At 55.8% G+C, this 24,063-nt stretch carries 31 protein-coding genes; 15 read left to right on the top strand and 16 right to left on the bottom strand.

Annotated elements, in window-relative coordinates:
* Window positions 1–16: 16 nt before the first annotated feature.
* The 4 genes from ACT3UM_RS13005 to ACT3UM_RS12990 form a co-directional block, all read right to left on the bottom strand.
* Window positions 17–448, bottom strand: coding sequence for a GNAT family N-acetyltransferase (locus ACT3UM_RS13005; RefSeq protein WP_498899387.1), 432 nt, complete (start codon window positions 446–448; stop codon window positions 17–19).
* A 56-nt stretch (window positions 449–504) separates the two neighbouring features.
* Entirely contained in the window at window positions 505–975 is a 471-nt protein-coding gene (locus tag ACT3UM_RS13000; RefSeq protein ID WP_498899385.1) for a nucleotidyltransferase, read from the bottom strand.
* A gap of 76 nt (window positions 976–1,051) precedes the next feature.
* Entirely contained in the window at window positions 1,052–1,486 is a 435-nt protein-coding gene (gene arsN2 / locus ACT3UM_RS12995) for an arsenic resistance N-acetyltransferase ArsN2 (RefSeq protein ID WP_498899383.1), read from the bottom strand.
* Between the two features lie 249 nt (window positions 1,487–1,735).
* On the bottom strand, window positions 1,736–2,647 hold the full coding sequence (locus ACT3UM_RS12990; protein WP_498899468.1) for an AraC family transcriptional regulator: 912 nt from the start codon (window positions 2,645–2,647) through the stop codon (window positions 1,736–1,738).
* A gap of 158 nt (window positions 2,648–2,805) precedes the next feature.
* Between ACT3UM_RS12990 and ACT3UM_RS12985 the strand changes: the two genes are divergently transcribed.
* Complete coding sequence (locus ACT3UM_RS12985; protein WP_498899381.1) at window positions 2,806–3,639, top strand: oxidoreductase; 834 nt, start codon at window positions 2,806–2,808, stop codon at window positions 3,637–3,639.
* Window positions 3,640–3,721: 82 nt separating this feature from the next.
* On the opposite strand, the gene ACT3UM_RS12980 is transcribed toward ACT3UM_RS12985, so the two are convergent.
* The gene (locus ACT3UM_RS12980; RefSeq protein WP_498899379.1) at window positions 3,722–4,678 is read right to left on the bottom strand and encodes a LysR family transcriptional regulator; all 957 of its coding nucleotides are present in this window, start codon (window positions 4,676–4,678) and stop codon (window positions 3,722–3,724) included.
* Window positions 4,679–4,788: 110 nt separating this feature from the next.
* Between ACT3UM_RS12980 and ACT3UM_RS12975 the strand changes: the two genes are divergently transcribed.
* From ACT3UM_RS12975 to ACT3UM_RS12940, 8 genes are all read left to right on the top strand, one after another.
* Window positions 4,789–5,898 carry an ABC transporter ATP-binding protein gene (locus ACT3UM_RS12975; RefSeq protein ID WP_498899377.1) on the top strand — a complete coding sequence of 370 codons (1,110 nt, stop codon included), beginning with the start codon at window positions 4,789–4,791 and terminating at the stop codon, window positions 5,896–5,898.
* Between the two features lie 39 nt (window positions 5,899–5,937).
* Window positions 5,938–6,636 carry an HAD-IA family hydrolase gene (locus ACT3UM_RS12970; protein ID WP_498899375.1) on the top strand — a complete coding sequence of 233 codons (699 nt, stop codon included), beginning with the start codon at window positions 5,938–5,940 and terminating at the stop codon, window positions 6,634–6,636.
* Window position 6,637: 1 nt separating this feature from the next.
* Window positions 6,638–7,945: an NAD(P)/FAD-dependent oxidoreductase gene (locus tag ACT3UM_RS12965; protein ID WP_498899373.1), complete on the top strand. Its 1,308-nt coding sequence runs from the start codon at window positions 6,638–6,640 to the stop codon at window positions 7,943–7,945.
* A 39-nt stretch (window positions 7,946–7,984) separates the two neighbouring features.
* Window positions 7,985–9,040 (top strand): ABC transporter substrate-binding protein, encoded by a 1,056-nt coding sequence (locus tag ACT3UM_RS12960; protein WP_498899371.1) that lies wholly within the window; start codon window positions 7,985–7,987, stop codon window positions 9,038–9,040.
* Window positions 9,041–9,109: 69 nt separating this feature from the next.
* Window positions 9,110–10,009, top strand: coding sequence for an ABC transporter permease (locus ACT3UM_RS12955; RefSeq protein WP_498899369.1), 900 nt, complete (start codon window positions 9,110–9,112; stop codon window positions 10,007–10,009).
* Complete coding sequence (locus ACT3UM_RS12950; RefSeq protein WP_498899367.1) at window positions 10,006–10,794, top strand: ABC transporter permease; 789 nt, start codon at window positions 10,006–10,008, stop codon at window positions 10,792–10,794. The genes ACT3UM_RS12955 and ACT3UM_RS12950 overlap by 4 nt, the downstream gene beginning before the upstream one ends.
* Before the next feature lie 103 nt (window positions 10,795–10,897).
* A complete protein-coding gene (locus tag ACT3UM_RS12945; RefSeq protein WP_498899365.1) occupies window positions 10,898–11,728 on the top strand; it encodes a helix-turn-helix transcriptional regulator in 831 nt (276 codons plus the stop codon).
* A 29-nt stretch (window positions 11,729–11,757) separates the two neighbouring features.
* Entirely contained in the window at window positions 11,758–12,393 is a 636-nt protein-coding gene (locus ACT3UM_RS12940; RefSeq protein ID WP_498899363.1) for a LysE family translocator, read from the top strand.
* Here the strand turns inward: ACT3UM_RS12940 and ACT3UM_RS12935 are convergent.
* Both ACT3UM_RS12935 and ACT3UM_RS12930 read right to left on the bottom strand, forming a co-directional pair.
* Entirely contained in the window at window positions 12,377–12,697 is a 321-nt protein-coding gene (locus tag ACT3UM_RS12935) for a hypothetical protein (RefSeq protein ID WP_498899361.1), read from the bottom strand. The two genes, ACT3UM_RS12940 and ACT3UM_RS12935, sit on opposite strands and share 17 nt — an antisense overlap.
* 24 nt (window positions 12,698–12,721) lie before the next feature.
* Complete coding sequence (locus tag ACT3UM_RS12930; RefSeq protein WP_498899359.1) at window positions 12,722–13,447, bottom strand: ArsR/SmtB family transcription factor; 726 nt, start codon at window positions 13,445–13,447, stop codon at window positions 12,722–12,724.
* Window positions 13,448–13,521: 74 nt separating this feature from the next.
* Between ACT3UM_RS12930 and ACT3UM_RS12925 the strand changes: the two genes are divergently transcribed.
* The 3 genes from ACT3UM_RS12925 to ACT3UM_RS12915 are packed head-to-tail and all read left to right on the top strand — an operon-like array spanning window position 13,522 to window position 14,212.
* Complete coding sequence (locus tag ACT3UM_RS12925; RefSeq protein ID WP_498899357.1) at window positions 13,522–13,683, top strand: hypothetical protein; 162 nt, start codon at window positions 13,522–13,524, stop codon at window positions 13,681–13,683.
* On the top strand, window positions 13,608–13,868 hold the full coding sequence (locus tag ACT3UM_RS12920) for an NIPSNAP family protein (protein ID WP_498899466.1): 261 nt from the start codon (window positions 13,608–13,610) through the stop codon (window positions 13,866–13,868). Before ACT3UM_RS12925 ends, ACT3UM_RS12920 begins: the two co-directional genes overlap by 76 nt.
* On the top strand, window positions 13,865–14,212 hold the full coding sequence (locus tag ACT3UM_RS12915) for an antibiotic biosynthesis monooxygenase family protein (protein WP_144810803.1): 348 nt from the start codon (window positions 13,865–13,867) through the stop codon (window positions 14,210–14,212). Before ACT3UM_RS12920 ends, ACT3UM_RS12915 begins: the two co-directional genes overlap by 4 nt.
* Before the next feature lie 10 nt (window positions 14,213–14,222).
* Here the strand turns inward: ACT3UM_RS12915 and ACT3UM_RS12910 are convergent, their stop codons facing one another.
* From ACT3UM_RS12910 to trpB, 6 genes are all read right to left on the bottom strand, one after another.
* Window positions 14,223–15,014: a carbon-nitrogen hydrolase family protein gene (locus ACT3UM_RS12910; RefSeq protein WP_498899354.1), complete on the bottom strand. Its 792-nt coding sequence runs from the start codon at window positions 15,012–15,014 to the stop codon at window positions 14,223–14,225.
* A gap of 108 nt (window positions 15,015–15,122) precedes the next feature.
* Complete coding sequence (locus ACT3UM_RS12905; RefSeq protein WP_498899352.1) at window positions 15,123–15,413, bottom strand: type II toxin-antitoxin system RelE/ParE family toxin; 291 nt, start codon at window positions 15,411–15,413, stop codon at window positions 15,123–15,125.
* A complete protein-coding gene (locus ACT3UM_RS12900; RefSeq protein ID WP_498899350.1) occupies window positions 15,410–15,634 on the bottom strand; it encodes an addiction module protein in 225 nt (74 codons plus the stop codon). The genes ACT3UM_RS12905 and ACT3UM_RS12900 overlap by 4 nt, the downstream gene beginning before the upstream one ends.
* A 120-nt stretch (window positions 15,635–15,754) precedes the next feature.
* Window positions 15,755–16,375: a LysE family translocator gene (locus ACT3UM_RS12895; protein ID WP_498899348.1), complete on the bottom strand. Its 621-nt coding sequence runs from the start codon at window positions 16,373–16,375 to the stop codon at window positions 15,755–15,757.
* Between the two features lie 157 nt (window positions 16,376–16,532).
* The gene (gene trpA, locus ACT3UM_RS12890) at window positions 16,533–17,372 is read right to left on the bottom strand and encodes a tryptophan synthase subunit alpha (protein WP_498899347.1); all 840 of its coding nucleotides are present in this window, start codon (window positions 17,370–17,372) and stop codon (window positions 16,533–16,535) included.
* A 20-nt stretch (window positions 17,373–17,392) separates the two neighbouring features.
* Window positions 17,393–18,622, bottom strand: coding sequence for a tryptophan synthase subunit beta (gene trpB / locus ACT3UM_RS12885; protein ID WP_498899345.1), 1,230 nt, complete (start codon window positions 18,620–18,622; stop codon window positions 17,393–17,395).
* A gap of 106 nt (window positions 18,623–18,728) precedes the next feature.
* On the opposite strand from trpB, the gene ACT3UM_RS12880 reads away from it, so the two are divergent.
* Window positions 18,729–19,733, top strand: a complete 1,005-nt coding sequence (locus tag ACT3UM_RS12880; protein WP_498899343.1) for a LysR family transcriptional regulator — start codon at window positions 18,729–18,731, stop codon at window positions 19,731–19,733.
* Window positions 19,734–19,870: 137 nt separating this feature from the next.
* On the opposite strand, the gene ACT3UM_RS12875 is transcribed toward ACT3UM_RS12880, so the two are convergent.
* Complete coding sequence (locus ACT3UM_RS12875; RefSeq protein ID WP_498899341.1) at window positions 19,871–20,815, bottom strand: LysR family transcriptional regulator; 945 nt, start codon at window positions 20,813–20,815, stop codon at window positions 19,871–19,873.
* Between the two features lie 62 nt (window positions 20,816–20,877).
* Here ACT3UM_RS12875 and ACT3UM_RS12870 point away from each other — a divergent pair, with 62 nt between their 5' ends.
* Window positions 20,878–21,861 carry an aldo/keto reductase gene (locus ACT3UM_RS12870; protein WP_498899339.1) on the top strand — a complete coding sequence of 328 codons (984 nt, stop codon included), beginning with the start codon at window positions 20,878–20,880 and terminating at the stop codon, window positions 21,859–21,861.
* Between the two features lie 27 nt (window positions 21,862–21,888).
* On the opposite strand, the gene ACT3UM_RS12865 is transcribed toward ACT3UM_RS12870, so the two are convergent.
* Complete coding sequence (locus ACT3UM_RS12865) at window positions 21,889–22,518, bottom strand: SDR family oxidoreductase (protein WP_498899337.1); 630 nt, start codon at window positions 22,516–22,518, stop codon at window positions 21,889–21,891.
* Window positions 22,519–22,613: 95 nt separating this feature from the next.
* Window positions 22,614–23,303: a VIT1/CCC1 transporter family protein gene (locus tag ACT3UM_RS12860; RefSeq protein WP_498899335.1), complete on the bottom strand. Its 690-nt coding sequence runs from the start codon at window positions 23,301–23,303 to the stop codon at window positions 22,614–22,616.
* 154 nt (window positions 23,304–23,457) lie between these two features.
* On the opposite strand from ACT3UM_RS12860, the gene ACT3UM_RS12855 reads away from it, so the two are divergent.
* A complete protein-coding gene (locus tag ACT3UM_RS12855) occupies window positions 23,458–24,015 on the top strand; it encodes a P-loop NTPase family protein (RefSeq protein WP_498899334.1) in 558 nt (185 codons plus the stop codon).
* Window positions 24,016–24,063: the final 48 nt, after the last annotated feature.

Here is a 24,063-nt window from a genome sequence, read left to right as displayed (position 1 = left end):
TAGGACGGAATCGCGATTAAACGTTTTGATCACTCCCATTAATAAACGAATAAAGCAGAATATCTGATCGGCACGCCCAGCCCTGATTGGTCCAGAATTTTTTGGCCGCTTCGTTCTCGGGAAGGATCATCAGGTGCGATTTCAGGATGCCTTCGTTTTTGAGTGCTTCCAGGCAAAGACTGACCAGCTTTGTCGCGATGCCTTTGCGGCGCTGGGAATCCGCCACCGACAAGTGCTGAACATAGCCGCGCTTGCCATCGTGGCCCGCCATGATCGTGCCCACCAGTTGCCCTTCTACTTCTGCCACAAAGCTCAGGCCGGGATTTCGCAGCAGGTACTTCTCAATGCCCGCTCGGGAATCCGCATCGCGCAGCCGCACGCCTTCACTTTCGCTCCACAGGGCAATGGCGGCTTCGTAATCGTTGATGGTCATGGTGCGGTAGTGCATTAATGGGTTCTCACTAGATAACGATTAGGTTAAAAACTGGGTCTTCTCGCGGTTCATCATTTTGAGCGTTCACGCATGGCGCGAATATCGTCGATATCGACGGGCCTTGAGAGCACAGACTTATAACGAATCAAGTCTTCCTTCAACATCAAGGGGAGTTCCAGGCCCAGTACACTGACAGTTTCATAGCGGTCAAACGCTATATTTAGCGGCACCCAGGCCTGGCTGGCTGCATCAAAAATTTGCGCGCCGTCGGCGTTGCCAACCTCCACCTTGATGCCTTCATACTTGAACTGGACATAGGTTAAATCCCAGCCCTCTTCGCAATAGTGCGTAGCGGGCTTGGATATGTTCGCTTGGCCAGCCTGCACCACCGTGAAAAAGTGCTCGCCGGGTACGAACAGGTCAATATCGTTCAACGCTCGTTCAGAGCCATATCCCTTTGCTGCGACCCCTCCGCAGATTTGAAAAGGGATATTTCTATCTCTCAGTACCCCCACTATCCATTGAGCCGCTAACTGATGCACGTCTTCTCCTTCTTTTCTCATATAGCGCCAAAATTATTGCGCAGGCCTGGAATTGCCACTCAAAAGCTCGCCGAGGCTAGCTATTGCTTGCGCTTAACTCTTTATACATAAAGTTCGATGAGGCCGGGCATAGCCCCGCGAACTGTGGTGTTTCAGTGATAGCTTTCGGTGCCTGCAAGCGAGATAACTCCGCATACCCTAGCCGTTTAAACAATTCACCGGCAGTGGTGGTGAGAAGATATAGCGCTTTTAGGCCACTGCGAACGGCCCACTCTTCAGCGTAGGCGACAAGCTGTTGGCCGAGCCCCTTCCCTCGATAGGCTACGGGAATCGCGAGCGAACGAAGAAGCCCGATGTCACCGTGCACCTCAACCCCTATTACGCCTAAAAGATCGCTTTCTTGGCGCAATCCGAAGAAACAGACGTCGCCATTCACCCGCAGGTCAACAACGGGTAAATCACAAGCAGCCAAGAGCGCAGTGACTTCTTGGTTATAGGCAATGTGCTCCATGACTCTCTCCTAAAGTGCTAAAGCTAGCTATCACCCGACACAATCAACCCGACCACTACCCAGACCTTGAACGCTTATTGTCCCACAGTCGATTATCAATTATGTACAAGCATTCGGGTTGTGACCAATCAGGAGGGGCGGCATAACCAACGCAGGCCGGTTTCAATTTATCAAGACGGTGCTATCCGCCTTGGTAGCTCAGCTCATTAGCCTGCGCATGGCGGTGTTGTGACTAAACTCAGGTCAGCCTCAATGCGACGAGACATAATCCGACTTGGTGAAAGCAGGCGGTAGCGCGAAGTTCTCCCGCATTCGCTTCGTTTCGGCAGCTGGCGTCAATCCGAAAAGCCGTTTGAACTCCCGATTGAATTGCGAAGCACTCAGGTAGCCGACGGCGTGGCAAGCGGCCTCTGCCGTCATGCTCTGACGAACCATCAGCAGCCGTGCTTGATGCAGTCGCGTGGATTTAACGTACTGCATGGGTGAAGTGTGCGTAATGGCTTTGAAGTGATTAAGAAACGTCGGAACGCTCATACCGGCCTCGCTGGCCAGTTGCGACAGGTTAAGCGGCTGAGCGTAGGTCGCGTGGATATGGCGTAACGCCTTACCGATTTTCCCGAACTGCCCCTGCATTGCCAGCGCCGCACGCATGGCATTGCCCTGTGCACCGGTGAGCACGCGAAAATACAGCTCTCTCACCAGCACGGGGCCAAGAATCTCCGCCTCAAGCGGCTGACTCATCGTTTCGAGAAAACGTGTCACGGACACCCGCAACGCAGCATCCATGGGGCTGGACATTAGGCTTTGGGCCACGTTTTCCTGGGCAGGAGACTGATGGCGGTCGATCTGGATCATCAATTCCGCAGCGAGCTGAAAGTCCAGATGCATATATATGGCTAGCAGTGGGTGTTCTGGCGTCGCTTCGGTTTCCATCGTGAAGGGTACTGGCACCGCGACCGCCAGATAGTGCTGCTCGTCGTAAAGATAAACCTGATGGCCGAAATAACCACGCTTTCGCCCCTGGCAAACAATCACGATACCGGGGTCGTACAGCACGGGGGTACGAGACAAGGGACGATCCGAACGCAGGATGCGCACGCCGGGCAGGGCCGTGAGGTTGTATCCTTCTTCCGGCGCCAGCGCCTGAAGCAGCGCCACCATGTGCCGCTTTTCTGCCGTCTGCGGAGTGGAGAGTGCTTTTTTCACGCGATACCAACTGGAATTATCAGAATAGGCAATAATATAAGAATATTATGCCTGAAAGCAGGCAATGCAAAGAGGTAATGTGCATCTTCCACTGATACACAGGAGATATTTGCATGTCTACCAGCAAACTTTTACTCATCACGGGCGTCAGTAGCGGCTTTGGCCGGGCGCTGGCTCAGGAAGCACTTGCTACCGGCCATCAGGTGGTCGGCACGGTACGCAGTGAACGGGCCAGGCAGGCATTTGAAGCACTTGATCCGGCGAAAGCGGTGGGCCGTGTGCTCGATGTGACCGACTTCGATGCCATCGATGGGGTAGTGGCCGAGATAGAGGCAAACGTCGGAGAAATCGATGTTTTCGTCAACAACGCCGGTTATGGCCATGAAGGTATCCTGGAGGAGTCCTCATTGGCCGAAATGCGTCGGCAGTTTGACGTGAACGTATTCGGAGCTGTTGCCGTCACAAAGGCTGTGTTGCCATACATGCGCTCACGTCGGCGCGGACATATCCTCAACATCACATCTATGGGTGGTTTCATCACGATGCCAGGCATCGCTTATTACTGTGGTAGTAAATTTGCTCTGGAAGGTATTTCCGAGGTGCTTGGCAAAGAAGTTAAACCCTTCAACATTCACGTCACCGCCGTGGCGCCCGGCTCGTTTCGCACCGATTGGGCTGGTCGTTCGATGTCCCGCTCGCCACGCTCGATCCCCGAATACGATGCGCTGTTTGATCCGATTCGTAATGCCCGCGTCGAGAAAAGCGGTCAGCAACTTGGCGATCCGGCAAAGGCAGCTCGCGCAATGCTGGACGCAATAGCCAGCGACACGCCGCCGGAGCATCTGCTGCTGGGAAGCGATGCACTAGCGCTGGTGCGCAGCAAGTTGTCGGCGCTTGCCGACGAAATCAGTGAATGGGAGACACTCACGCGCTCGACCGATGGCTGAAGGTTCAACTGCTAAATCCCTTCCCATGGGTCTGAATCGTCGGGTGGTAGAGTATCGTCAGTCGTTTCGTCGTAATGAAGTGTTAGTGCCTCTTTAGCAGGGACTCCAGCTTCAACTCTGGATACTGCTTCGCCACATTAGCAACATCATTGCGGGTTTCTGCGATGATCCACTCCCTCACCTGCTTAGCTGACTCGCTTAGCGGCTTTTTGCGTGAGTGAACCAGGTGGCATAGCCGCTCGGTGGCAATCGCCGTCGGGGTGGCGGGCACCAGCGAGCCCGTTTCCAGCCAGTGGGATGCGATGTTTAGCCAGCCGATGGCGATACCCTGGCCCAGCAGGGCCGCCTGGATCACGACGGCATAGTCCGAAAATACCAGTGAGTGAGTGGTTCCATAAGCCTGCAGATGGAAATTGGGCAAAAGCTCAAACCAGTCTATGCGGCTATCGCTGAGGCTAATCAGGGTGGTGGAGACATCGTTGCCGGACGATTCGAGCTGCTGCTTTCGATAGGCGGGGCTGCAGACCGGCACCAGTATCTCCGGCAGTATCAACGAGGCATCATGCAGGATGTCCTCCCCAGTAACAAAGCGAATCCCCAGGTCAACATCCTCGACCGAGCCGCTGACCGATCCCGATATCAGTTGAAAGCGCAGATCGATATGGGGTAGCTGCGCCTGCAGCCTGTGCATGCGCGGCATCAGCCAATGGGTGGTGAAGGCGGTTGATACCGACAACGTGACGGTTTCAAGCCCAGTGCTACGCGCCCGGATTTCCTGAATCGCCGCTTCGATATTGTGGAAGCCATCAACAACGCCTTGATAAAGTATCTCGCCACTCTCGGTCAGTTCGGTTTTTCCGGGCGTGCGCAAGAACAGTTTAACCTCCAGATACTCTTCCAGAAGCGCCAGCATGCGGCTGACCGCAGGCTGGGTAACCCCCAGCTCGGCGGCGGCTTTGGTGAAGTTACCGCAGCGGGCCGCTGACTCAAAAACAAACAGGGCGTTGGCACTGGGTAGTTGTCGGCGCAATGTAGGCATGATTTCAGGTTATGCCACCACCAAGAATTTCGCAATTGTCCGCGCCCCCCTTATCTGCTGTACTCAATGACAACCGATAGGCATCACAGCAATGAAAGGTGATAAATCCTATGGATGAGCGAGACAGTGTGGGGGTTGCCATACGCTCCATCAGTAAGCGGTATGGCAGCACGGTAGCCCTGAAAGACATAACCTTAAATATTGAGCCGGGTGAATTCGTATCATTACTGGGTCCTTCGGGCTCTGGAAAAACAACCCTGCTTGGCGCCTTAGGTGGGTTCGTGATGCCTTCTTCAGGGTCGGTGTGGGTCGGCGATCAAGACATGACCTACATGCCGCCGCACAAGCGCAACATCGGCATCGTCTTTCAGAGTTACGCGCTCTTTCCGCACATGAGTGTTGGCGAAAACGTCGCCTTTCCCCTTCGCGCTCGTCGCCTACCTAAATCAACATGGCCAGAGCGGGTGAAACAGGCGCTGGCCATGGTCGAGTTGGATGGCTATCAGGACCGTGGGGTGTCTCAACTGTCGGGTGGCCAACGACAACGGGTCGCTCTGGCCAGGGCGATTGTGTTCGAGCCACGGCTAATTCTGATGGACGAACCCCTGTCGGCGCTGGATAAACAGTTACGCGAGACGATGCAGATTGAACTGCGCCGCTTACACCGCAAGCTGGGGGCCACCGTTGTTTATGTGACCCACGACCAGCGTGAGGCGCTGACCATGAGTGACCGAGTGGCGATCCTTAAGGATGGTGAACTGGTACAGATCGGTGCCCCGGAAACGCTGCACAACAACCCTAAAGACTCTTTTGTAGCCAGCTTTATAGGTGACTCTACCCTGCTCCCAGTGACCCGCATTGATGAGCACACTGTCCGCCTCGGCGCTCACACGCTGCGTTCGGCCAAGCCCATCGCTCCCCATGCTGAGCTACTGCTGGCCATTCAAACCGAAAAACTGCTGATTGATGATGGCAACCATGAGCCCGGCGTCAATCGCCTGCCATGCCGGGTCATCGAGGCCGTCTACCAAGGCGATAGCCTGCGATTGTTCCTCGAACTGGAAGACGGCACCTCCATCAGTCTGCGTCAACCCAGCCACCATGCTGCAAGACTACAGATTCCACCGCTCGGCGAGCGCTTGAGCGTGGTACTGCATCCAGAGGACACCATCATCGTGCCTCGTGCGGGATGCCCCACTCCGGCGACACACGTTGCCTGACATAACTGCGCAGTAAAAAAACAGGAGTCATAGCCGATCATGGAACTTTCCAACTTTAAAGTTCTGACATTTGATGTCGTGGGCACGCTGATTGATTTTGAGAAAGGGGTACTGGACGCGGTCCGGCGACTAGGTGGGGCTGCGGCTCAGGATCTGGACGACAACACCATTTTCGAGGCCTATAAGCGCGGTCGGGATCGTTACCCGGGGCGTTCGAGCAGCGCCATGGCGGATGTCTACCGCTCGCTGGCGGAGGAGTTGCAACTGCCTACCGACACGACCTCAGCCGACGCCTTCCAGTTAGCGGTGCTGCGCTGGCCCGCGTTTGAGGATTCGGTGGCGGCGCTGAAGCGCCTGCGCAAGCACTATCGGCTGGTCGCGATGACCAATGCCGATCGCACGGCATTCACCTGCTACTCACATACCCTTGATGACCCCTTCGACGATAGCGTGACCTGCGATGAGACCGGCGTGGCTAAACCCAATCCTCAATTCTTCGCCTACAACCGTGGCCGCCAGGCGGCTCACGGCTATAAGTTTTCGGAAATATTGCACGTTGCCCAGAGTCAGCACCACGACATCGGCATTGCCAAGGAGCTGGGTTACACCACCTGCTGGATAGAGCGTCGCCAAGGGCAAACGGGATTCGGCGGCACGCCGGAGCCAAAACAGCTCACGACGCCGGACTTTCATTTTCCCACCCTTAAGGCGTTGGCCGACGCCGTAGAGAAGGTGTGATATGAGTGGGCCGCAGCCTGGATCCCCCATTGCATCGCTTTGGTGTGACACGGCGAGCACTGTCTCGGATTTCGCACCGCTTTCCAGCGATAAGAGCGTTGATGTTGCCATCATCGGAGGTGGCTACACAGGATTAACCGCGGCCCACCGCTTGGCAGAACGGGGCGTTCACGCCATCGTGGTGGATGCCAACCCTATCGGCTGGGGAGCAAGCGGACGCAATGGCGGGGTGGTATCCGCCAAGTTCCGGCTATCGTTTCCCAGCATTGCACAAGCCCACGGCATGCCGGTTGCCACCGCCATGCATCGGCTCTGCCATGATGCGGTGGATGAGGTGGAAGCCCTGATTCAGGACTATGGTCTTGAGAGTGCCCGCTTCACCCGCTGCGGCAACCTGCGCTGCGCCCATACGGCGAAGGCCCTGAATGCCATTACCGAGGAAGCCAACTGGATGCGGCGGGAAATGGGCGATGATTCGCTGCGCTGCCTTTCCGCTGGCGAGGTAGCTGAAGAGACCGGGTCGCAGGCGTTTAAGGGTGGGGTTCTGGGGCTTGGCGTGGGTACCTTGCATCCCCTCGACTATGTGCGGGGTCTAGCCGAAGGCCTCAATCGGCGCCATGGCGAGCTGGTTTTCGAGCGTACACCGGCCACCAGCATTCGCCGCCTGGATGATGGCGTCCATATTACGACGCCAGGCGGAGAGATCAAGGCGCGACAGGTAATCCTGGCCACTAATGCCTATTCGGATATTACGCCTGTCAGTGCCGCGATCAAGACGCGCTTGGTGCCGTTTAGAAGTTCGATTATCGCCACTAACCCACTCCCGGAGGCGCTGCAGAACTACCTGTTGGTCAAGGATAGAAGCTATGGCGAAACTCGCCGGATGATGCGCTGGTTTCGCAAGGTCGACGGACGGATCGTATTCGGAGGACGCGGGGCGTTTGGGAAGCGTGACTCTCAGGCGGCGTTCGATTCCCTGCAGAGCGCCATGGTTTCGCTCTTTCCAGCGCTCGTGGATATCGGCATTGCCTATCGCTGGTCGGGGCATGTGGGCATGACGCTCGATGCCCTCCCCCATGTGGGCAGATTCGACGACCGCGTGTGCTACGCCGCCGGTTATAACGGCGCGGGAGTGGCCATGTCGACGTTGCTCGGGCGGTTGGCGGCAGACTACGCCATGGGTGAAAGCCCTGATGTGGCGCTGCTGGCTGCGGAGCGGCTCAAGGCCGTTCCGTTTTACCCCTTACGTGAAGTCGGTATTCGACTGGTAGCCGGTTATTACCAGTTCCTTGATGCAATCGGGCGCTGACTCGGCGCCGGAAGCATTTACTCAGTTGGAGGTCGCAAGATGAAAGATACTAACTGCTTCAAATACTTGCTTGGTTCCTCGGTAATGGTCGTGGGTGCGCTTGGCGCCGGGCAAAGCCTGGCAGATGGCGAAATTACCTTCGTCTCTCAGGGTGGCGCTTATCAGGAAGCACAGACGGTTGCCATACTCGACCCGGTTGCCGAAGCGCTCGGCATCACCATTCGCCAGGAGAGCGCCCCCGACGCTTGGCCGATGATTAAGACGCAAGGCACCACCGGCCAGGCGGTATGGGACGTGGTCGATACGCCACCATTGAACTGTGTGCGGGGCGGCAACCAGGGGCTGATTGCGGAACTCGATTTCAGCCAGATTCCCAACGCCGATTCAATGCCCGAGGCGTACAAAACACCCTACTCCGTGGCCTATGAGTTTTATTCCAGCGTACTGGCCTACAACCCCGAAGCCTTCGATGGTAATCCGCCCCAAAGCTGGGAGGACTTCTGGGATGTGGAGGAGTATCCCGGTAACCGTGCTCTGCGCAACCACCCGCTGGGAACGCTTGAAGCCGCCTTGATGGCTGATGGTGTTGCACGAGAAGAGCTCTATCCGCTGGATGTTGACCGGGCCTTCGCCAAGCTCGAGGAGATCAAACCGCATATCACCACTTGGTGGACCTCCGGCGGTCAGTCGGCGCAGCTGCTCTACGATGGCGAGGTGGACATGCTGATGATGTGGAATGGACGTGTCAGCGCGATCATCAATGAAGGCGCCAGCGCTGAGTTCACCTATAACGATGGTGTGTTGCAAAACACGCATCTGTGCATTATTGAAGGTGCGACCAATCAGGAAACGGCCGTCGAATTCATCAACGCGGCTATCGACCCTGAGTATCAAGCTAACCTGCCGCTACATATTGACTACGGCCCCGGCAATCCGGCCGCCTTCGACACTGGCAAGATTCCCGATGAGCGTGCCCAGGAGCTACCAAGCTTCCCTGAAAACGCCGAGCGCCAAGTGTTGATGTCGTACGAGTGGTGGGCCTCCTCAGCGGGTGAAGAAGCGGAACGTCGTTGGCTGGAGTTTATGCAACGATAAGTGCATCGTTGCCGTGCCCCTCCTGCGGGTTACGGCAACGCTTGTCGATTTCCCGATAGGAGACATCCTTTGAAAGCGACCGCCATCAACAATCATTATCCTCACGTTAGCCACCAGGATGCGTCACGGGGCCATCGGCGCCGCGAACATGCGCTCATGCTGCTGTTGATGTCGCCCGCCGTGCTCGTTGTGTTTGTGCTGCTGCTCATTCCGCTCGGTTGGTTGATCGGCCAGTCCTTCTATGCCGATGGCTTCACACTGGAGCACTACCAACGAATCCTAACCGAAGGCATCTACTGGAATACCTTCTGGGTCACGTTTCGCATCAGCTTTATCGTTACGCTACTGGCCCTATTGATGGGCTACCCCATCGCCTATGCCGCTTCTATATTGCCTAGGCGCTGGTCGATGGTGGTGCTGGCGCTGGTGATTCTGCCGTTCTGGACCAGCGTTCTGGTGCGAGCCTACGCCTGGCTGATTCTGCTACAACGCTCAGGGGTGGTGAATGAATCGCTGATGGGCGTCGGCCTTATCGATGCACCGCTGGCGCTGGTGCATAACGAGCTGGGCACAATTATCGCCACAGTACATATCCTGCTGCCGTTTATGGTCTTGCCGCTTTACGCCACCATGCAGAAAATTCCCAACGACTTAATACAGGCTGGCGCGAGCCTGGGTGGCACTCCCCTGCACGTTTTCAGGCGCGTGTTCTTCCCTCTTTCGCTCAGCGGCGTGTTGGCGGGCATGACCCTGGTGTTTGTACTGTGTCTCGGCTTCTATATCACCCCGGAACTGGTAGGGGGAGGACGCACGGTCATGGCATCCATGCTGGTAAGTCGCAACATCCAACTGTACAGCGACTGGGGAGCCGCCAGTGCGGTTAGTGTCGTGCTGCTGCTCTGTGTGCTGGTCATTTTCTATGTGGTGAGCCGCCTCGTTCCCCTTGAGAAGATACTGGGTGCCAAATGAATAAATTATCCTTGAGTCGAATAAGTTTTATTGGCTATGTGGTCGTGGTGCTGATCTTCTTGATCCTGCCACTGCTAATCGTTGTGCCCATGTCGTTCTCGGACAGCCGTTTCCTCTCCTTTCCGCCCAGCAGTTTCTCATTTCGCTGGTATAACACCTTCTTCAATAATCCGGGGTGGATGTCTGCCGCGAAAACCAGCCTGATCGTGGCGTTCTCCACGGCATTGATCGCGACACCGATCGGCGTAGCGGCGGCCTATGCCATCAATAGTTCGACACACTGGCTGATGCGCTATCTGAAGATCGTACTTCTGCTGCCCTTGATCGTGCCGATCATCATTGTCGCCACCGGGGTGTTCTTCATTTATGCCCTGTCGGGAATGCTGTACACCATTCCCGGCCTGATCATGGCCGACGTGATGCTGGCGCTACCCTATGTGATCACCGCGGTAACGGCAGGCCTGCACGGTTTCGACCAGACCCAGGAGATGGTCGCTAGAAGCCTGGGTATGAATCGTTTCCGTAGCTTCATGAGCGTCACCCTGCCGCAGATCATGCCGAGTGTGGTCACCGGGGCGATCTTTGCGTTCATTCAGGCGCTGGACGAAACCATGGTGGCGCTCTTCATTTCGGGGGGGCAGAACCAGCCTTTGACCGTTCGCATGTTCACTGCGCTGCGCGACGAGATCGACCCAACCATTGCCGCCATCAGCACCTTATTAACGGCCGCTTCCTTCGCGCTGGTATTACTGCTGGTGCTGGCACGTAAGCAGGCACCGATGTAAAACGCTATCCCGTTCGTTGTCGCTGCTGATTAGCAATTATGTACAAGCATTAGGGTGCAGTGCTGGCATAAGCTTGTAGTGTGACTAATCAGGAGGGGGCGGCATGAGTAACGCGAGCCGATTTCAATTCATCAAGAGCCAGCACGTGCCAACGCTGACTGTGCTTCATGCAGCTATTGAGGATTTCAGCTATGACCGCCACGCCCACGAGGAGTATGCCTTCGGCGTCACGCTGGCGGGGCGTCAGGATTTCTTCAGCGGCGGGCAGTTTCATCGTAGCCCACCGGGCAACGTTATTTTGTTCAACCCAGAAGAAGTTCACGACGGCCAACCGGGCGGAGAGCGCTCACTGGATTACCTGATGGTATATGCGCATCCCGAGCAGGTTAATGACCTGTTTGCTGATGCTCTTGGGCACGAGCACACGGCTGACTTTCGCTCAAATAACACCCTTGTTCAGGACGTTCAGCTACGCAATGCCATTTTGGAACTGGCGCGCTTAGTCACTTCTCACTCTGGAAGCTGTATCGATCAGGAGAATGCGCTTTATCAGGTAATCGAGCGAACCGTGCAACTCGGCGGGATTTCTCAGCCCAACCAGGTGCTCACCCGCCCCGATGCGCTGCTGGGCTTGGCGAAAGAGTATATTCACGCCCACTTGGATACGGATATCTCCCTGGATGACATCAGCCAAGCGGCGCATATCTCCAAGTATCATTTCTTACGCTTGTTTCGTCAGCATTACGGCATCACGCCGCATCAATATGTGATTAATTGCCGAATCAATGCGGCCCGTTCGGCGCTAGACCTAGGCGCTTCTCTAACGGAGGTCGCTTTGCGCTATGGGTTTGCCGATCTCAGCCATTTCAATCGCCGCTTTAAGCGCATTTATGGCATGACGCCCCACCAGTACCAGCGTGATATTGCGCGCTAACACCTAAAAACCTAAATAGAGGTTTAATCATGTTAGGAATTGTCGCCTATGCCCTAGGCGCTATGTATTCGCCTGGGCCTGTGAATCTGCTTGGTTTGAATATTGGCATCAATGGGCAAGCTAGGCAGTCGGTTGGGTTTTGCCTTGGCGTAGGTACCTCGATGTTGGCGTACTTAGTCGTATTGGGTTGGGCGGGTGCTGCATGGATCGATGATGAAGCACTGATCGTCGTGAGCGCATTGGGCTGTGGCTATATTATTTATCTAGCGACGAAAATTGCCCGCTCTAGCGTTGATTTAAGCCCCCATTCAAACACCGATGTATACAGGCCCAATCATGCCCCTCGGCTAGTAAGCTTTCGAGATGGGCTGGTGATGCAGTTGCTTAACCCCAAGGCCATTGTGGCCACTTTGCCCATTACCACACTGCAATTTCCTGCGGCGGGTATTGAGGGGGCTAGCTTAGTGGTTTGGGCGTTAGGGCTGTCGATGTTGGCCGCTGGCGCGCCTGGCAGTTATATCGTGATCGGCAGCGCCGTAGGCAGCCGTATTAAAAGCCCTGCTATCGTTAAGGGCTTTAATTGGCTGATGGCAACTTTGCTGGTGGCCGTGGCGCTTTCGATTGGTGTTGAGCATGTGTGGGTACCACTTACTGCCCGAAATTGATCCCCAGTCGCAGGGCTTGTAAGCCGTCGAATTCGACACTTACTTCATCAGAGAATAAGGGATGGCCCTGCACTATCAAATCTAGCGTTGCCTGAGAGCCGCGATAGGTGACGATTACTTCAATATTCGCAGCCGTGTTAATGGGCGCCAGCACACCATACTCAATGTTATCCACGCTAACTGCGGTGAGGCCGCGGTCATCCAACTGCTGCTGAACTTCCCGTTCAACGACAACGCCATAATAGAAGTAGATACCTGCATAGCCAAGCGCTACCAATACCACCAGTGAAAAGAGCTTTCCCATTATTTCTCTCAGTTTTATAGAATCTTAAAAGGTGACAGCGGCTTGTTGGGCTGAAACCGTTGGCGCGCTCTGCGGTGCGAGCATTGCCCACAGCAACTTTTCCCCTTGGGTGCTGAATGCGATAACGCGAGAATTCTCCTCTCGCTTCGCCCAGCCAAGCTCCTGAATTCGGGTAAGCAGCGCACTGCCAAGCGCGCCCGCTAGATGATGCCTGCGCTCGCTCCAGTCGAGACACTCCCTACAAAATGAGCGTTTTGAAGAAGCAAGCGCGTCTGTATCGATGCCAAATTGATTAAACCACACCCTTCCCTGCTCAGTGAGCTCTAGCCCTCCCGGGTGTTGATGAAGGATGTTCGTCCGCAGCATATGTTCATACACTGAAACACCCAACTCCCCGGCAAGATGGTCATAACAGATACGGGCCTTGCGCAGGGCGGGATCGCGTGGCCCGGTAACCAGGCGGTTCCCCTCTCTGCGGCAAGCGAGGCCCATCAGCGACTCCAGGAGGTGAGCAATATCCGGCCCCGCAAGCCTGAAGTAGCGGTGTCGGCCCTGCTGCTCCACCGTGATCAGCCCTGCGTCTAGCAGCTTGCCAAGATGAAAACTGATGGTCTGCTTGGTAACACCGGCCGTGTCCGCCAGTTCGGTCGCCGTCAGCGCACGACCAGACATCAGGGCGGAGAGGACCTCCGCCCGAGCGTTATCGCCGATAAGCGCTGCAACGCGCACAATGTTAGGGCCTTCACTCATGGTTCGATTCTAGTCGAACCACCTGGGGCCGACAACGCGGTATCGTCCTAGCTACCGTTCAAAGGAGAGCCCCCATGAGCATTACCTGCTTTATCCGCTACGAGATTGATCCCTTCCAACGCGACACCTTCAAGGCGTACCCGAGAACTGGGGGCAAATCATCCCGCGGTGCGGTGGCCACCTTATCGGTTATTTTCTTCCCCACGAGGGCACTAACAATGTTGCCTGGGGGCTAATCGCATTCGATAGCCTGGCTACCTATGAGGCCTACCGCGCCCGGCTAAAGTCTGACGAAGGCGGGCACGCGAACTTTACCATGGCTCAAGAGAAGAAGTTTATTCTCAAGGAGGAGCGTAGCTTCGTTGAGGTGGTGGACGGCACACTGGGCGTTGAATCTATCTATCCTTGGAGTGTTTTATGATCGCCGTGATATTTGAAGTGCTACCGCATTCGGATCGGAAACAAGACTACCTGGACGCTGCCAGCGCACTGCGTCAACATTTAGAAGATATCGACGGTTTTATATCGATAGAGCGGTTCGAAAGCCTCACGCATCCTGGAAAGATCCTGTCGCTCTCCTTCTGGCGGGACGAAGAAGCCGTGAAGCAGTGGCGAACGTTCGGACCTCACCGCTCCGTCCAGAAAGCAGGCCGGCAGGATATCTTTGCCGACTACCGACTCCGCGTCGCTTCCGTCATCCGGGACTACGGAATGAACGACCGCCGCGAGGCACCGAAGGATTCGCTTGACGCGCACCCATCATAGAGCGGGCGGGCTAGCCCACTGAACAGCTGTCCTTGATAGGTAAATTGGTCACTAGCGAGGCGTCGAGTGCGCCTCCGTTTATAGCGCAAATCACAATGCAGGCTTCAGTGCCATCAGCCGTGATCGCGAGTTCACCATCCGCATTCCAGCCGCCGCTTTTACCGCAGGTTTGCCAGCCACCTGTGTTGGAAATGTGGTTAGCAAGTAGCACCGGGATCTGGTGGCGTTTCGCCATAGAGGCAAGTAGCTGCGCATCGACCTCGTACCCTGCTTCAGATATCAGCGCGCTGGCGATATACACATCCGCTTGCTGGGCGACGGCTGCTTCTGCATGGGAGGGATTGGCGAAGTCTGCACAAATGGCCAAGGCTATTCGAGTACAGTTAACCGTACATAGATAACTTTCGTTGCCAGTCGAACAGTAAACCGCTTCCCCTTCGTGCAGGTACTGCTTTGCGTAGAATGCTCGCTCGCAGTTGGGGAAGCAGATAACCGCCCCTATCTGCGGTTTTTTGCCTTCACTAACGAGCGGACAGCCTGCTATCACGACGATATTATGGGCAACGGCGGCTGTGGAAAGTGTGTCGAACACCGCTGAATCTTTCGGCAACGCTAGCTGTTCTAGTAGCTCAAGCTCATAGCCAGTCAGCGAAAGCTCAGGGAACACCACTAGATCAGCCCCTCGCACGGCAGCTTGCTGAATATAGGTAAGGTGCGTTTCAAGATTTTCGGCCACTGCACCTTTTACTACGGGTAGTTGAGCGAGTGCGATAGTGGTGCCGCGTGTGCCTCTGGGTTTCATTTCAACACGCCTCGCCTTTAAATATTTTGTTCACTTCAGCCACAAAATATTCAGTTAGCGGCAAAAGGTGTTTTTTTAAATCTGAAGTTGAGAAATTAGTAACCTAGCTTATAGTCGATTTTTCCAGTAATTTGGCTCACGATGTAAATGCATGACAGCGAGAACAAAAATATCTTCATTCTCAAAAGCATAAAGAACACCGAAAGGAAAGCGGCGTACCAACGAACGGCGTATATCCCCCTCTAATACTGTCCATGCTTCTGGGTGACTGTTTGCACGTTCGATGGCTGAGTGCACCTCAAGTGCAAAGTCCCACCCCAGGCCAGGTTCAATGGTTTCATAGTATTCTGTGCTTTCTGCTAGTTCTGCTTCCGCCTCTGGGTGAAAGCGAACACTCATCTTTCAAGCCTTGCGCGCAGATTAGCGAACACTTGCTCACTTGAAACTGTAGCCACTCTACCCGCCCGGATATCGCCTAAACGACTTTGGGCAGCATCGACCCATTGCTTGTCGATAGTTGATTCTGGAGAATTGAGGCTACGCAACAGCGCATCGACTACTCTCGCGCGCTCTTCAACGGGTAATGACTCTGCTTCACTAACAAGCTCTTGGATGTTCATAGCGTTACCTTATTAATGCATCAGATTGAAGGTATATCACCTATTATCTTTTCGCTATCCCAACGTCTATAGACAGCCTGAAAAGGTCGCGAGCTAACTGCCTCCCACGCTAAAGTTTGATCACTCTTTTTTTGCCAGCAATAGCCCCACCCCTGCACTGGCTAACAGGCTTGCGCAGCCGCGGTTGAATAAGCGCCGCATAGCGGGGCGCGAAAACCACTGGTTTAAAAAACTGCCTGCGTAGGCGTAACCGCCAATCGCGACCCACTCCAGCAGCAGAAACAGCGCGCCTAACACTAAAAATTGCCGCCCTACGTTGCCACTTGGTTCCACAAACTGGGGTAAGAAGGCGGTGAAAATCAGGATGGCTTTGGGATTACCTGCGGCAAGCAGAAACTCCTGTCGCGCCAGCTCAAGAAGGTTTCGGGGCTTAGCGTCAGCATCATCATGTTCAGCGGTATCGGCACCCCAGAGTTGATACGCCAACCATAGTAGATAAAGGCCGCCAACGACCTTAATGACCAGGAAGATCTTTTCAGAGGTGTAAAGAAGCGTTGCCAAACCGGTTGCAGCCAGAGTAATCATGCCTACGAAGGCGACCAGCCGCCCAATACCCGCTAAACAAGCTATCCGAATGCCATAGCGTTTCGCATTGGTTAATGAAAGCAGGTTGTTAGGGCCCGGCGCCATATTGAGGGCGAAGCAGGCAGGGATAAATATCAGTAACGTAGTTAGGTTCATAAAAGCCAGTTCCTATCTGCTCGCATGAGTATTCACAGTTATTTCACTACCAATCTACTAAGATTAGCCTTTAATTAAGATTCTGCTCAACCTTAAAAAAAGAGCAGGCGCTGTTGGCCTGCTCTCTTAGCGTATCTTTCTTTTTGCTGCGCTTTTCTTAACAGGCTTGTGGCTCGCTTGCGGTGCGACACGCCCTGATACTTTCTGCCAGTTCGCTGACCAGGCTATGTACCTGTTCAACGGCTTCATCAGGCGTATTGGCATGTTCGATACAGTCGACTAACGCGGAGCCAACGACGACGGCATCGCTATACCGGCCGATGGTGGCCGCTTGCTCGGCGGTGCGAATACCGAAGCCCACCGCAATAGGCAGCTCAGTATGTTCGCGCAGCTGGTTAACGGCGCTTTCCAGTCGTTCCGGTGTAGGGGCGTTACCGCCGGTGACCCCAGCTACTGAAACGTAGTAAATAAATCCAGAGGTATTAGCCAGCACTTTCGGCAGGCGTTTGGCATCGGTGGTCGGTGTCGCTAGGCGGATAAAATCAATGCCGTGCTGGGCTGCTGGTTGGCAGAGCTCTTCGTCATGTTCGGGTGGGAGATCCACTACGATCAGACCATCGACTCCAGCGCTGGCGGCATCAGACAAGAAGCGCTCGACGCCGTAGCAGAAAATGGGATTGTAGTAGCCCATCAGCACAATCGGTGTGGTGCTGTTCTGTTCGCGAAAGCGGCGCACCATCTCTAATGTTTTGGCCTGGGTTTGGCCGCTGTGCAGGGCTCGCAACGCGGCTTTTTGAATAGCGGGACCATCGGCCATGGGGTCGCTAAACGGCATGCCAAGTTCAATAATATCTACCCCAGCCGCGGGTAGCCCGTGCAGTAGTCGTCGGGAGGTCTCGGCGTCCGGGTCGCCAGCGGTAAGGTAGCTGACCAGCGCCGGGCGGTTTTGCTGCTTGAGGGAAGCAAAGCAGTGTTCAAGACGAGAGGTATGGGTCATGACGTTCTCCTGTGTCGCGCTCATAGCTGTTTAACCCCGAATTTTTCACCAAGGTGATGGGCTACGCTCATCATGTCCTTGTCACCCCGGCCGCTGAGGTTCACCACCATTAAGTGCTCGCGGGGCAGGCTGGGGGCACGCTTGCCCACTTCGGCCAGGGCATGGGCGGTCTCCAAGGCAGGAATAATGCCCTCCTGACGGCAGCAGACCTGGAAGGCTTCCAGCGCTTCGTCGTCGGTGGCAGAGACGTACTCGACCCGCCCCTGCTCGTGCAACCATGCGTGCTCTGGCCCGATACCAGGGTAATCCAGCCCGGCGGAAATCGAGTGGGCGTCGGTAATCTGGCCGTCTTCGTCTTGCAGCAGGTAGGTGCGGTTGCCGTGCAGTACCCCAGGAGTACCGCCGTTCAGGCTGGCGGCGTGCAGGCCGCTTTTGACGCCCTTGCCGCCTGCTTCCACACCGATCATGTGAACGTCCGGGTCATCCAGGAACGGGTAGAACAGCCCAATGGCATTGGAGCCGCCGCCCACACAGGCCACCAGCGAGTCCGGCAGGCGGCCTTTCTTTTCCAGCATCTGCGCACGGGTTTCGTGGCCGATGACGGCCTGGAAGTCTCGCACCATAGCGGGGTACGGATGCGGCCCAGCCACGGTGCCAATGATGTAGAAGGTGTCGTCGACGTTGGTGACCCAGTCGCGCAGCGCCTCGTTCATGGCGTCCTTGAGCGTGCCGGTACCAGAGGTGACGGGGATGATCTCCGCGCCCAGCAGCTTCATGCGAAACACGTTGGTCTGCTGGCGTTCGATGTCCGTTGTGCCCATATAGATCACACACGGCAGACCAAAGCGCGCCGCCACCGTAGCGGTGGCGACGCCGTGCATCCCGGCTCCCGTTTCGGCGATAATGCGCTTCTTGCCCATCTGCTTGGCTAGCAGCACTTGGCCGATGCAGTTATTGATCTTGTGCGCGCCGGTGTGGTTGAGCTCTTCGCGTTTGAGATAAATGCTCGCCCCACCAAAGTGTTCGGTCAGCCGTTCGGCGAAGTAGAGCGGGCTTGGCCGACCCACGTAATCGCCCTGAAAGTAGGCTAACTGACGCTGAAATTCCGGATCGTTCTTGGCGGTGGTGTATTCGTCTTGCAGCTCCAGAATCAGCGGCATCAGGGTTTCGGCGACAAAGCGGCCGCCAAAGTTGCCAAACAAACCGTTGTCATCGGGCAGGCTTTGGGATACGTCTACAGGTTGATTCATCACGACCTCTGAATGCGTTATCAAACAATGCAATGAAAGTAGCGCAAGCAGGCCGGGATAAAAATCGATAAGATGTCATCAACATGTGAGCTGGAGTCACGTATTAATGCAAAACAGCATGCCACCGCTTAGCGCCTTGCGCGCCTTTGAAGCCACTGCCCGGCTGGGCAGCGTGACCGCGGCTTCCGAGGAGCTAAGCGTTACCCACGGCGCTGTTAGCCGCCAGCTAAAGAGCTTAGATGAGCATTTTGGCGTGGCGCTGTTTACCAAAGCGGGCCGTGGCATTGTGCTGACACCGCACGGTGAGCGGCTGCAAAGCGGCCTAAGCGAGGCATTTTCCCAACTTCGCGATAGTTGCGCCGCGCTCAAGCGTGATGTGGAGGAAGCGCCCTTCACCCTTGCCTGCCCTGGCAGCCTGTTGGCCCGCTGGTTGATTCCCAGGCTGGACCGCCTTCACCGTGATCTGCCTGAATTAAGGCTGAAAGTGGTGGTGAGTGAAACCGAACAGCCCGGCAAGCAAACGGACGCCAGCGCCACCCTGGCGTTTTCCGAGCCGCCCTGGCCCGCGGATGGGGAAGTCGTCGAGCTTATACCGGAGCAGATCTGCGCAGTGGTTAGCCCTCAACTGGCTGCGCAGTGCGACCCGGCCAACCCGGCAACACTATTCGACAACACGCTGCTATACACCGCCTCGCGCCCTCAGGCATGGCCGCATTGGGCCAACGCCCAAGGGCTTGAACTGGCTCAGCTTGAAGCGGCGCTCAGCGAAGGCCAGGGGTTTGAACACCTTTACTACTTGATGGAGGCGGCCGTGGCGGGGTTGGGCGTAGCGATTGCACCCAAGCTATTGGTGGAAGACGACCTGAAGAGCGGGCGGCTGGTGGCGCCTTGGGGCAGCATCGAAACATCCGCCCGGCTCTGCCTGTGGCTGCCCAGCCAAACCGACTCACTCACCCACTCTCGCCGAAGCGAGCCCCTGGCGGAATGGCTTAAGGGGGAGTTGGGGATGCTCAACGCAAAAGCCAGTGACAAAGATACGCTACAAGTTCTTCAAAACCAGGATCTGATGCAACAAATCGCGGTCTCCTTGGATACGCACAACCGGAGTTAAGGCTGCCAATTTATTGACCACCAGACAGGCGGATCTACCGGTTGACGACCACGCTTTTTATATTCTTGCCATCGGCGGGCACTACGATCAGTCCTGATCCTTTTTATTTGATGAAGAGCATCATGAAACCCTAGTGGCTATCGGCCACTCAAGCGCTCGCAGTTAGTGGCTACCAGCTCAGCAAGAAAATCCGCCACGGCCCGGATACGGGCTGATTGGGTGAGATCCGTCTGGATGACGAGATAGATAGGCTGATCCACCCCGATGTCGGATTCAATGCAGACGAGCTCCGCCTCCAGCGCCAGAAAGTGCGGCAGTACCGCGATCCCCAGCCCCGCTTTGGCCGCCGCTAGCTGGGTCGCCAATGATGTGGTGGTCAGCGCCGGTTCGCGACCTCGTAGCATCCGTTCAACCCACTGGGCGGCGGGCAAATGCGCCTGCGTGTCGCCCCAGGTGATAAAGGCATCCGTGTCGTAATCGCCCGCATCATGATGAGCCTTGCGCTGCGCTGCATAGCTGGGGCTCGCGTAAAGCCCAAAACCCAGCGTGCCCAAGCGTCGAAGGGTGACGTTGCCTCGCTCTGGCTTGACCATTCTAAGGGCTAAATCGGCGTCGCGGCGGTGCAGGTTGACGGTGGTGATATCGGTCACCAGCTCAAGCGTGATGCCAGGGTACTGCGCATACAATTGCGGTAATGCAGGCAGAATCAGCGCCGTGGCCAGGTTTTCAGCAGTAGCTAAACGCACTCTGCCACTCAGTTGCGCAGCATTGGAAACCCCGCTGGTAAACGCCGCCGCTGCAGCCTCCAACGCTTCGGCTTTCTCGATGAGCCCCGCCCCCTCCTCGGTAAGCTGATAGCCCGATTGCTGGCGTACAAACAGCGGCAGCTTTAAAGCGTTTTCCAGCCGTTCGATACGCCGGGAGAGCGTGGCGATGCCCAGGTTCAGCTCGGCGGCGGCACCACTCAGCGTGCCGTGTCGCGCCACTGCCAGAAAGGTGCGCGTGTCGTCCCATACCCACCCACGCGGCATTTGCTTTTCATAATCGGAAACCGGATTACCGAACTCGTTAATTTTTTTCATTATCGGATAGTGCCACGCTGTTACTGCGCCACTCAAGAACGAGTCACTTCTGGAGGAACATCATGCAAAAACGAACGCTAGGCAGCGATCTAACCGTTTCCGCTATCGGCTTAGGCTGCATGGGGATGAGCGAGTTTTACGGCCCTCGGGATGACAGCGAGTCGCTGCGGGTATTGGCCCGAGCGGTGGAACTGGGCATCGACTTTTTCGATACAGCGGATATGTACGGCCCGCACCATAACGAAGAGTTGATTGGCCGCTTTCTCGCCAGTCACAAGCCGAAGGTCCGTATCGCCACCAAGTTTGGCATTGTGCGCAACCCTGGAGAATATCAACGCCGCCTGGACAGCAGCGCCCACTATGCCCAACAAGCCTGCGAGGCATCTCTGCGGCGGTTGAATGTCGAGCAGATCGATCTCTACTACGTCCACCGCGTTAACCCGGACACGCCAATTGAGGAGACGATGATGGGCCTAGCGCAGTTGGTGAAAGAGGGAAAAATTGCCCACATTGGCCTCTGCGAGGTTAGCGCTGACACACTGCGCCGTGCTCACGCGGTGCACCCGGTAACCGCCGTGCAAACCGAGTATTCACTTTGGACGCGGGACGTTGAGCAGGCTGTGCTGCCCACCTGCAAGGAACTCGGCATCGGCTTTGTGCCTTATTCGCCGCTGGGCCGTGGCTTTTTGACGGGGAAACTTCAGGAGAATGCCGACTTTGGCGAAGGTGATTTTCGCCCTAACCTGCCGCGCTTTTCTGAACAGGCGATGCATGCCAACCGCCGAATCGCCGACGTGATTGGTGAAATGGCCATTCATAAAGGCTGCACCCCAGCGCAGCTGTCGCTGGCTTGGCTACTCTCTAAAGGGGAGAACATTGTGCCGATTCCCGGCACTAAGCGGGTGCGCTACCTTGATGAGAATGCGGCTGCGGCGTCCATCCCCCTGACTACCGAGGAACAGCAACAGCTTGAAGCGGCCACTGCATGCCTTCCGGTTATGGGTGAGCGCTATACGCTGGAAGGCATGAAGGGGGTTAATGCATAAATTATCGCGGCTATCTTTGAGGGAGTATTACTGAATAATCTCGTCAATCGAGCGCTTGCCATCCAGCAGCAAGTACTCCTGATTAGTTACGTTCAGGCTTTGCACCGCGTGTAACAGTGCATGGGCAACATTAGCCCGCGAGATTTGATTATCGCCTGCTTCCTCAAACGAGCTAGAGAACTGCTGGCTGGCAGCGTCGTCGGTTAACCGCCCAGGTTTAAGGATGACATAGGGCACGCCGCTGCTGCGCAGGTGGGCATCGGCGGCGAATTTGGCGGCCATGTAGGGGCGCATTTTCTCGGGTGCTTCCAGCGGTTGCTCTGCCCGCATGGCGCTAATCATAATATAGCGAGATAGGCCTTTCTGCTTGGCGATATCGGCAGTCCGAATGGCACCAAACAGGTCAATCATCAGCGTTTTGTCCGGCCCGGTGTGGGGGCCTGAACCCGCCGTAAAGACCACTTGATCACAACCTTCAAAGGCGTGCTCAAATTCGCCTTCGAGATCGGCAATGACGGTCTCTATGCCGCGCTCGCTAAACCAAGCTGCCTGCTCCTCACTGCGGATCATCGCCTTGAGGGGAGTGTCCGCTTTTTGGGCCAGTTCACAAAACTGCTTGCCAATCTGTCCGTTTGCGCCAATCACTAACGTTGTCATAACGCCTCCTTGTGAATTGCTTACCCTTCTATGAATGCAGGCACTTAGCTGGAATTCAACCCTGTCGTAAGTTGCCCTTATAACCTATCTGGCATTTACGCTATCACGCCAAATACGTGCCCGATCGCCGATGTTAAAACCATGGCGAGCGCGCCCCAGAACATCACTCTTGCCGCAGCTTTTAGCATTGGCGCTCCCCCCACTCGGGCGGCTGTAGCGCCCAACAAAGCCAAAAAAAGCAGTGAGAAAAGCGCTACCAGTGGAGTCAGAAGTGAAGATGGCGCCCACCAAGCGATCAGTAATGGCAGAAGTGCGCCGATGGTAAACGTAGCCGCGGACGAGAGTGCCGCCTGGAGCGGACGCGCTTGGCCAGTGTCGGTGATGCCGATCTCATCTCGCGCATGCGCGCCTAAGGCGTCGTTGGTCATCAGTTGCACCGCGACTTGGCGTGCCAGCTCTGGATCAACCCCACGGGTTTCATAGATTGCCGCGAGCTCTTCTTGCTCTAGTTCGTAGTGTTCCATCAATGCTTTACGTTCGATATCTAGATCGGCGTTTTCGGTGTCGGCTTGCGAGCTTACCGAAACGTACTCTCCTGCGGCCATCGACATCGCACCGGCTACCAGGCCCGCAATACCCGCCAGCATAATATCGCTCTGCGTGGTACTCGCTGCCGCAACGCCCAGTATCAGGCTGCTGGTAGACACAATGCCGTCATTGGCACCCAGTACCGCGGCACGCAGCCAGCCGTTACGGTGAGATCGGTGGTGCTCTGAGTGGATCATAGGTTGATTACCCTGGTGGTTTCACCTCAGCATTGACGTTTAAATACGCTTAGCACCTTACAAGCCTAGTAGATCTCTGGCATTGATGATGGGAGTCAGTTGCCCATTGACTGATCAGTTTATAAAATGCTTCGCCATCTAAAGAGGACCCACCATGAAAATAAATGTGGTCGGCACTAGTGGCAGTGGCAAGAGTACTCTTGCAAGGCAGCTGGCAGACGCCTTGAATGCCCCGTGCGTTCAGCTTGATCAATTATTCTGGCGCGCTAACTGGCAGGGCACACCGGATGACGAGTTTTTTGTCGCCCTGGCAGAGGCGTTAGCCGCTTCACCCGAAGGCTGGGTGTTGGACGGTAACTTTGACCGTACTCGGCATATAAAGTGGCGCCAAGTGGATATGGTCGTGTGGATCGACTACCCCTTTTGGCGGGTCTTTAGCCAAGCCCTCGCCCGTGCTGTTAAACGTATTATCAGCCAAGAGGAGCTCTGGCCTGGTACAGATAATCGCGAGAGCTTCCGCAAAACTTTTTTAAGTCGTGATTCGGTTCTGCTTTGGTCACTAAGCACCTGGTGGCAAAACCGAAAACGCTACTTTGCCGATATGGTGAATCCCCGCTATGCGCATATTCAGTTTGTACGTTTGACTTCCATAAAAGAAGCCCAAGCTTTGGTGGAGAGTTTCAAGGTCGGCGCTGAACTTCTGCAGGACTAGATGGCCGCGCTATGTATTAACTTAATCAATGTGTTCGCTTAATGGCTG

Source organism: Halomonas sp. AOP13-D3-9, assembly GCF_052379125.1.
GTDB lineage: Bacteria > Pseudomonadota > Gammaproteobacteria > Pseudomonadales > Halomonadaceae > Vreelandella.
Note: the sequence above shows the minus strand (reverse complement) of the source record. Positions and strands in the feature narration are given on the sequence as shown.

Excerpts from the sequence above, each read along its gene's own strand:
- ACT3UM_RS12925 (WP_498899357.1), top strand. The coding sequence starts at position 13,522 with ATGAGCATTACCTGCTTTATCCGCTACGAGATTGATCCCTTCCAACGC.
- ACT3UM_RS12970 (WP_498899375.1), top strand. The coding sequence starts at position 5,938 with ATGGAACTTTCCAACTTTAAAGTTCTGACATTTGATGTCGTGGGCACG.
- ACT3UM_RS12940 (WP_498899363.1), top strand. The coding sequence starts at position 11,758 with ATGTTAGGAATTGTCGCCTATGCCCTAGGCGCTATGTATTCGCCTGGG.
- ACT3UM_RS13005 (WP_498899387.1), bottom strand. The coding sequence starts at position 448 with ATGCACTACCGCACCATGACCATCAACGATTACGAAGCCGCCATTGCC.
- ACT3UM_RS12860 (WP_498899335.1), bottom strand. The coding sequence starts at position 23,303 with ATGATCCACTCAGAGCACCACCGATCTCACCGTAACGGCTGGCTGCGT.
- ACT3UM_RS12855 (WP_498899334.1), top strand. The coding sequence starts at position 23,458 with ATGAAAATAAATGTGGTCGGCACTAGTGGCAGTGGCAAGAGTACTCTT.
- ACT3UM_RS12945 (WP_498899365.1), top strand. The coding sequence starts at position 10,898 with ATGAGTAACGCGAGCCGATTTCAATTCATCAAGAGCCAGCACGTGCCA.
- ACT3UM_RS12935 (WP_498899361.1), bottom strand. The coding sequence starts at position 12,697 with ATGGGAAAGCTCTTTTCACTGGTGGTATTGGTAGCGCTTGGCTATGCA.
- ACT3UM_RS12895 (WP_498899348.1), bottom strand. The coding sequence starts at position 16,375 with ATGAACCTAACTACGTTACTGATATTTATCCCTGCCTGCTTCGCCCTC.
- ACT3UM_RS12905 (WP_498899352.1), bottom strand. The coding sequence starts at position 15,413 with ATGAGTGTTCGCTTTCACCCAGAGGCGGAAGCAGAACTAGCAGAAAGC.
- ACT3UM_RS12915 (WP_144810803.1), top strand. The coding sequence starts at position 13,865 with ATGATCGCCGTGATATTTGAAGTGCTACCGCATTCGGATCGGAAACAA.
- ACT3UM_RS12865 (WP_498899337.1), bottom strand. The coding sequence starts at position 22,518 with ATGACAACGTTAGTGATTGGCGCAAACGGACAGATTGGCAAGCAGTTT.
- ACT3UM_RS12975 (WP_498899377.1), top strand. The coding sequence starts at position 4,789 with ATGGATGAGCGAGACAGTGTGGGGGTTGCCATACGCTCCATCAGTAAG.
- ACT3UM_RS12900 (WP_498899350.1), bottom strand. The coding sequence starts at position 15,634 with ATGAACATCCAAGAGCTTGTTAGTGAAGCAGAGTCATTACCCGTTGAA.
- ACT3UM_RS12985 (WP_498899381.1), top strand. The coding sequence starts at position 2,806 with ATGTCTACCAGCAAACTTTTACTCATCACGGGCGTCAGTAGCGGCTTT.
- ACT3UM_RS12950 (WP_498899367.1), top strand. The coding sequence starts at position 10,006 with ATGAATAAATTATCCTTGAGTCGAATAAGTTTTATTGGCTATGTGGTC.
- ACT3UM_RS12990 (WP_498899468.1), bottom strand. The coding sequence starts at position 2,647 with ATGGTGGCGCTGCTTCAGGCGCTGGCGCCGGAAGAAGGATACAACCTC.
- ACT3UM_RS12870 (WP_498899339.1), top strand. The coding sequence starts at position 20,878 with ATGCAAAAACGAACGCTAGGCAGCGATCTAACCGTTTCCGCTATCGGC.
- arsN2 (WP_498899383.1), bottom strand. The coding sequence starts at position 1,486 with ATGGAGCACATTGCCTATAACCAAGAAGTCACTGCGCTCTTGGCTGCT.
- ACT3UM_RS12980 (WP_498899379.1), bottom strand. The coding sequence starts at position 4,678 with ATGCCTACATTGCGCCGACAACTACCCAGTGCCAACGCCCTGTTTGTT.
- trpB (WP_498899345.1), bottom strand. The coding sequence starts at position 18,622 with ATGAATCAACCTGTAGACGTATCCCAAAGCCTGCCCGATGACAACGGT.
- ACT3UM_RS12880 (WP_498899343.1), top strand. The coding sequence starts at position 18,729 with ATGCAAAACAGCATGCCACCGCTTAGCGCCTTGCGCGCCTTTGAAGCC.
- trpA (WP_498899347.1), bottom strand. The coding sequence starts at position 17,372 with ATGACCCATACCTCTCGTCTTGAACACTGCTTTGCTTCCCTCAAGCAG.
- ACT3UM_RS12965 (WP_498899373.1), top strand. The coding sequence starts at position 6,638 with ATGAGTGGGCCGCAGCCTGGATCCCCCATTGCATCGCTTTGGTGTGAC.
- ACT3UM_RS12910 (WP_498899354.1), bottom strand. The coding sequence starts at position 15,014 with ATGAAACCCAGAGGCACACGCGGCACCACTATCGCACTCGCTCAACTA.
- ACT3UM_RS12875 (WP_498899341.1), bottom strand. The coding sequence starts at position 20,815 with ATGAAAAAAATTAACGAGTTCGGTAATCCGGTTTCCGATTATGAAAAG.
- ACT3UM_RS12930 (WP_498899359.1), bottom strand. The coding sequence starts at position 13,447 with ATGAGTGAAGGCCCTAACATTGTGCGCGTTGCAGCGCTTATCGGCGAT.
- ACT3UM_RS12960 (WP_498899371.1), top strand. The coding sequence starts at position 7,985 with ATGAAAGATACTAACTGCTTCAAATACTTGCTTGGTTCCTCGGTAATG.